Origin of the sequence: Geminicoccus sp. (assembly GCF_035556675.1) — a bacterium.
GTDB lineage: Bacteria > Pseudomonadota > Alphaproteobacteria > Geminicoccales > Geminicoccaceae > Geminicoccus.
On sequence record NZ_DATMFZ010000065.1, the window covers coordinates 1 to 2583 of the forward strand.

At 65.6% G+C, this 2583-nt stretch carries 3 protein-coding genes; all 3 read right to left on the bottom strand.

Annotated features, from left to right (window positions below):
* A partial coding sequence (locus VNS22_RS04955) for a 3-hydroxyacyl-CoA dehydrogenase family protein (protein WP_325730205.1) occupies positions 1–548 on the bottom strand: 548 nt, incomplete at its 3' end.
* A gap of 11 nt (positions 549–559) precedes the next feature.
* On the bottom strand, positions 560–718 hold the full coding sequence (locus VNS22_RS04960; RefSeq protein ID WP_325730207.1) for a hypothetical protein: 159 nt from the start codon (positions 716–718) through the stop codon (positions 560–562).
* Between the two features lie 69 nt (positions 719–787).
* Entirely contained in the window at positions 788–2332 is a 1545-nt protein-coding gene (locus tag VNS22_RS04965) for a transposase (RefSeq protein ID WP_325730209.1), read from the bottom strand.
* Between the last annotated feature and the right edge of the window lie 251 nt (positions 2333–2583).

Sequence of the window (2583 nt, forward strand, 5' to 3'; positions counted from 1 at the left end):
ACGCGGGTCTGGCGCTTGCCGAGCGCCACCATGGCATCGACGACCCATTGCGCGGTGTCGGCCGCGCGGATCACCTCGACCAGCTTCATCAGCGGCACGGGGTTGAAGTAATGCATGCCGCAGACCCGCTCGCGGTGCTTCAGCGAGCGCGCGATCGAGGCGATGCGGATCGAGGACGTGTTCGAGGCGAGGATGCAGTCGGGCGCCACGACGGCCTCGAGCTCTCCGAACAGCTTCTGCTTGACCTCGAGATTCTCGAACACTGCCTCGACGATGACGTGGCAGCCCTTCAGATCCTGAAGCGTCTCGGCGACACCGAGGTTCGCTTCCGTCTTCGCCAGGTCGGTGTCGGTCAGCCGTCCCTTCGTCACCAGACCCTTCAGGATCTCGATGATACCTGCCTTCGCCTTGGCCGCCCCACCGGCCGCAGCGTCGAACATGACGGCTTTCATGCCACCCTGCGCCGTCACTTGCGCGATCCCGCGCCCCATGGCGCCGGTGCCGACCACACCCACGGTCAGATCGGTGCGGTTGATGTCGAGAGTCATCGTCATGTCCTCTATTTCTTCTTCGTGATCTTGCACGAGCGGCGCTGGCCTTTGGCCGCCTTCTTCCATGCGTCCTCGGAAACGAGTCGGCCGAGCAAGGCGAGCGCATTCTTGGGATTGCCGCGCGCCGCCGTTTGCCGAAATCGCGTTTCGGGATCGGTGGTAACCATGACCCTAGAAACGGGAGTTGCGCCTGCTTGAAGGAAGCAGGCGTTTGGTAGATTTTCGACCGATAGGTGTCATGCCGCGAGTGGGGCAGGTGGGGCGCGGAGTTGCCGGCCGTTGAGGAAATGGCGCATCGCCTCGCTGAGGATGCGATAGAGGCGCTGCAGCGGCGTCAACTGCTCCGCAGTTGGGCGGATGCTGGCGAAGAAGCGTGCGATACGGCGATAGGCGCGCTCCGCCAGCTTGTGGTCGCCGTGCGTGCTGGTGATGGTGAGGGTGGTGCGGCCGGCATGCTCGGTGCGGCGGGCGATGGCATGCATCATCAACGGCCGTGCGGTGATCGCCTCGCGATGCCGGTCAGGCTCGGCCAGACGGGTGAACAGGGTCCACCAGTTGTAGGCGAGCGCCACGATGCGGGCCATCAGCCGGCAGCGGGCCAGGTCCTGCGTCGTGAAACCGCCCCAGCCCCACTGGTTCTTCATCTCGTCGTAGATGTTCTCGCAGTCGGCGCGATCGCGATAGAGCTGGCCGAAGCTCAGGATCTCCTCGCTCAGCGAGGTCACCAGGGCGCCGTGCTCCCACACCGCCTCGTCGGCCTCGACCGTGGCGAACCCCAGCGCCAGCTGCCCGCGGGCATGGCGAACCGTCGAGACCGCTCCCTTGAGCCGCCGGCGCAGCAGGATCACCCGCCGCGCCCGGCCCCAGCCGTGCAGCTCGAGCCACGCCTCCTTGCCCTGCCAGCCTTGCCCCGCCTGCGTCCAGCCCACCTCCGACATCGCCCGATCCAGCGCCCGCCTGACGTTCGCCGTCAGCCGCAGCCGCAGCAGATACGCCAGGCCCTCCGCCTCGCAGCGCCGCATCACCAGGTCAGTGCCCCAATTGCTGTCGCCCCGCACCAGGCGTGGCCACAGCGCCCGCGGCAGCGCCTCCAGCAGACGCCACAGCCCGCCTTGCGAATGCCGCGAGGCGTGCTGCTTGCCGCTGCGAACCTCCACATCCAGCACAAGGCGCAGGTTGGCCATCACGTAGGTATGCAGGCTGTGCGACGGACGCCCGGGCTTGTGCGGATTGTAGCCGACTTCCGCCCCCTCCTGATGGCCGTACAGCGGCTTCACCGTCGTATCGACATCCAGGATCCACGGCTCGCCCAGCAGCGGCCGCACGCAATGCAGCAGATGCTCGCACATCCACTCCTCGCCCGCCGACGGCGCGATCGACTTCAGGCCGCGCCGCACCGCATCCTCGCTCACCACACGGCCCATCCCCAGAAGCTGCGGATTGACCGCATCCCCGCGCAGAGCCGTCAGATGCGCGTAACGCCAGCACCCTGCCAGCACTCCCAGCAGCGCCGTCCCCAGCACATCCCGCTTCGGCGGCGCATTCGGGCTGGTGAACCGCAACGGACTGCCCGCCACCCAGGCATCGAACAGCCCAGCCTGCTTCAAAAACTCCACGAAGAACGGCAACTGACCCAGCGGCGTCACCGCCGCTGCCTCATCCCATTCCACGTGAACCCGCCCGGCGAACGTCTCGGCGATCACCGCCTCGTCCGACGATACTTCAACCGCCCCGTGCAGCACCCGTTGGGTGCCACCCTTGCGCTTCATTGGATTGGCCATTGCCAAGCGATTCCAATGACTTCCTCGCTTAGTGCAACTCCTAACTCACGGATTTAGGGTCAGGGGGGCTGCGCTCCCGGCAAGCATGACAGGAAATTGTTTCTCAAATCGAAAATTCGCAAGCTCTGAGCGCAGCGAAGGGCCCGACCGAACGATCAGACGCGGGCCACGGATATGGGTTCGATTTGTCGAACAGGCATATCACTGCACGTCAAAGCCACATCATTATCTCCACGCGTATGGGGTACTTG